Source organism: Streptomyces sp. NPDC017225 (genome assembly GCF_044331465.1).
Classification (GTDB): domain Bacteria; phylum Actinomycetota; class Actinomycetes; order Streptomycetales; family Streptomycetaceae; genus Streptomyces.
This window is the reverse complement of sequence record NZ_JBIRNE010000052.1, coordinates 1-3030: the sequence shown is the minus strand read 5'-3', so window position 1 is coordinate 3030 and position 3030 is coordinate 1. Positions and strand designations below refer to the sequence as shown.

The 3030-nt window shown below is 72.7% G+C and carries 1 protein-coding gene; it reads right to left on the bottom strand.

All coding sequences use genetic code 11. The features are described from left to right. Positions 1–3030, bottom strand: a 3030-nt coding sequence (locus ACH4NX_RS38305) for an SDR family NAD(P)-dependent oxidoreductase (protein WP_398153398.1), incomplete at both ends; no start/stop codon positions are given.

Genomic DNA, 3030 nt, shown 5'->3' with positions numbered 1-3030 from the left:
AGGGCCTCGCGGGGGCTGATGCCGAAGAACTCGGCGTCGAAGCGGTCGGCGTCGTACAGGAAGCCGCCCTCACGGGCGTAGGTCTTCCCGCGGACGTCCGGGTCCGGGTCGTAGAGGTTCTCCACGTCCCAGCCGCGGTTGTCCGGGAACCCGCCCACCGCGTCCTGCCCGTCCGCCACCAGCCGCCACAGCTTCTCGGGTGTGTCGGCGTCGCCGGGGAAGCGGCAGCCCATGCCCACGATCGCGATCGGCTCGGGTGTCCCGCTCCTCGCCGGTGCCCTGCGGGCGGTACGCCGGGCGGGCTGGGCGCCACCGTCCGCCTGCTCGCTGCCCACCAGTTCGGTGCGCATGTAGCCGGCCAGTACCACGGGCGTGGGGTAGTCGAACAGCAGGGTGGACGGTAGCCGCATCCCGGACGCCTTGTTGAGCGTGTTGCGCAGCTCCACCGAACTGAGCGAGTCGAAGCCCAACTCCTGGAACGACTGCGTGGTCTCGATCGCGTCGGGCGAATCGTGTCCGAGCACGGAGGCCACGTGCGTGCGCAGGAACTCCAGGAGGATCCGGTTCTGCTCGGGCTCCGGGTGCCCCGCGAGCGACTGCCGCAGTCCGCCGGCCGCTCCCGCGGCTTGGGCGGTCTGGGCGGCGCTGCGCAGGGGCGCGCGGACCAGTCCGCGGAACATCGGCGGTACGGGAGCGGACGCGGCGCGGGCCCGCAGGCCCGTGAGGTCGAGCTTGGCCGGGACCAGTACCGCGGGCTCCGCCCCGAACGCCGCGTCGAAGTGCCCGAGGGCCTGGTCGGCAGGCATCGGCAGCAGTCCGTTGCGGTTCATGCGCGCCCGGTCCCGCTCGTCCAGGGTGTCGGCCATGCCGCTCTGCCACAGGCCCCAGGCGAGGGACTTGGCGGGCAGCCCCTCCGCCCGCCGCTGCTGGGCGAGTGCGTCGAGGAAGGCGTTGGCGGCGGCGTAGTTGGCCTGGCCGGGAGAGCCGAGGACGCCGACCACCGAAGAGAACAGCACGAACGCGTCCAGGTCCATGTCCCGGGTCAGCCGGTGCAGGTTCCAGGCGGCGTCGACCTTCGGACGGAGCACCGTGTCGAACCGCTCGGGGCTGAGCGCCGTCACGATGCCGTCGTCGAGCGTGCCCGCGCAGTGCACGACCGCGCCGAGCGGGTGGTTCTCCGGGAGGTTCGCGAGCAGGGCCTCCAGCGACTGCCGGTCGGCGGCGTCACAGGCCGCGATCGTGACCTCGGCGCCCAGTCCGGCGAGTTCCGCGACGATGTCGCTGCCCGCCCGCGCACCGTGCCGGCTGACCAGCAGCAGTTTCCTGGCGCCGTACGCGTCCACCAGGTGTCGGGCGAGGAGCGTGCCCAGCGCGCCGGTGCCACCCGTGATGAGCACCGTCTTGTCCGGGTCGAACGGCGCAGGTGAGGCGGCCGGTCCGCTGTCCGGTGCGTCGGTACGGACTCGGCCGATGCGCGGGGCCGACAACTGGCCGTTGCGCAGAACGAGTTGTGGCTCCGAGGTGGAAATGGCCGCCGGGAGGGCCCGCAGGGAGGCGTCCGAGTCGTCGAGGTCGATCAGCACGAACCGGTCGGGGTGTTCCGTCTGGGCGGTGCGGATCAGGCCCCAGACGGCGGCTCCGGCCAGGTCGGCCGACTCGTCACCGGTACCCGTGGACATCGCGCCCCTGGTGAGGACCACCAGACGGGAGTCCGGCCGTTCGTCGGACACCATCGCCTGAACGAGACCGAGCAGGTGATGGGTGAGGGAACGCGTGGTCCGCACCGGGTCGGCGCCGGGCTCGGACAGGCACCAGGTGACGAAAAGGTCCGGTCCGGCGCTCTCGTCCTCCCGTGCCGCCGGGAGCGTCACCGGGTCCGGCAGGATGTCGACCGCTGTCCCGAGCCGGGACAGCGAGGCCGCCAGGTGCTGTTCCAGCGGATCGGCGACCACGGCCCACGTGGCCCCGACCGCGCCCCGGGCCCCGTCCTCGGGCACCGGCACGGCGAGCCAGTCGACCTCGTACAGCTCTCCGGCGTCGGCGGCCCGCGCGAGGGCGAGCTGCTCGGGACCGACCGTCCGCATGATGAGGGAGTCGATCGTCATGACCGGCGCACCCGTCTGGTCGGAGATGACCAGGGACACGGTGTCCGGGGTGGGCCACAGAAGGCGTATCCGCAGGGCCCTCGCCCCCGTGGCGTGGAGGGACACACCGGCCCACGAGAACGGCACCCGGATGGTGTCGTCCGCCGCATCGTCCCCGGCGATCAGCGCCGCCGGCTGGAGGGCCGAGTCCAACAGGCCCGGGTGGATGCCGAAGGCGCCGGGGGCGGCGTCGTCGGGAAGGGAGACCTCCGCGTACGTCGTGCTCCCGTCCCGCCAGGCCGCCCGCATCCCGCGGAACAGCGGTCCGTAACCGAAGCCCGCGCCGGTGACCCGGCGATAGAACTCCTCCGTGTCCACGGCCTCGGTACCGGCCGGGGGCCAGACCTCGTCCGCCAGTACGTCGATCGCGGCGGGGGCCTCCCGGCGTTCGGCCGCGAGCACTCCCGTGGCGTGGCAGGTCCAGTAGGTCTCGGCCGGCGCGTCCTCGGGCCGTGAGTAGACAGTGAAGGAGCGCCGCCCGGAGTCGTCCGCCGACTCGACGAGGACACGCAGTTGCAGCGCGCCGTTGTCCGGCACGGCGAGGAACACGTGGTGGGTGAGCTCCTCGATGTGCTCGCAGCCCACATGACCCGCGGCATGCAGGAGGAGATCGACGAAGGCCACACCCGGCACGATCATCGTGCCGAAGATGACGTGCTCGGCCACCCAGGCGGGGTCGGTCCCGCAGACGCGGCCGGTGAAGAGGTACCCGCCCCCGTCGGGGAGTTCGGCCAAGGTGGTCAGCACCGGATGGCCGGTCGCCGTCAGCCCCAGACCGTCCGCGCCCGAGATGGGTTTGGGCGCGTCGAGCCAGTAGCGCCGGCGCTGGAAGGGATAGGTGGGCAGGTCGACCGGCGTGGTGGCGCTGGTGGTGAAGGGGGTCCAG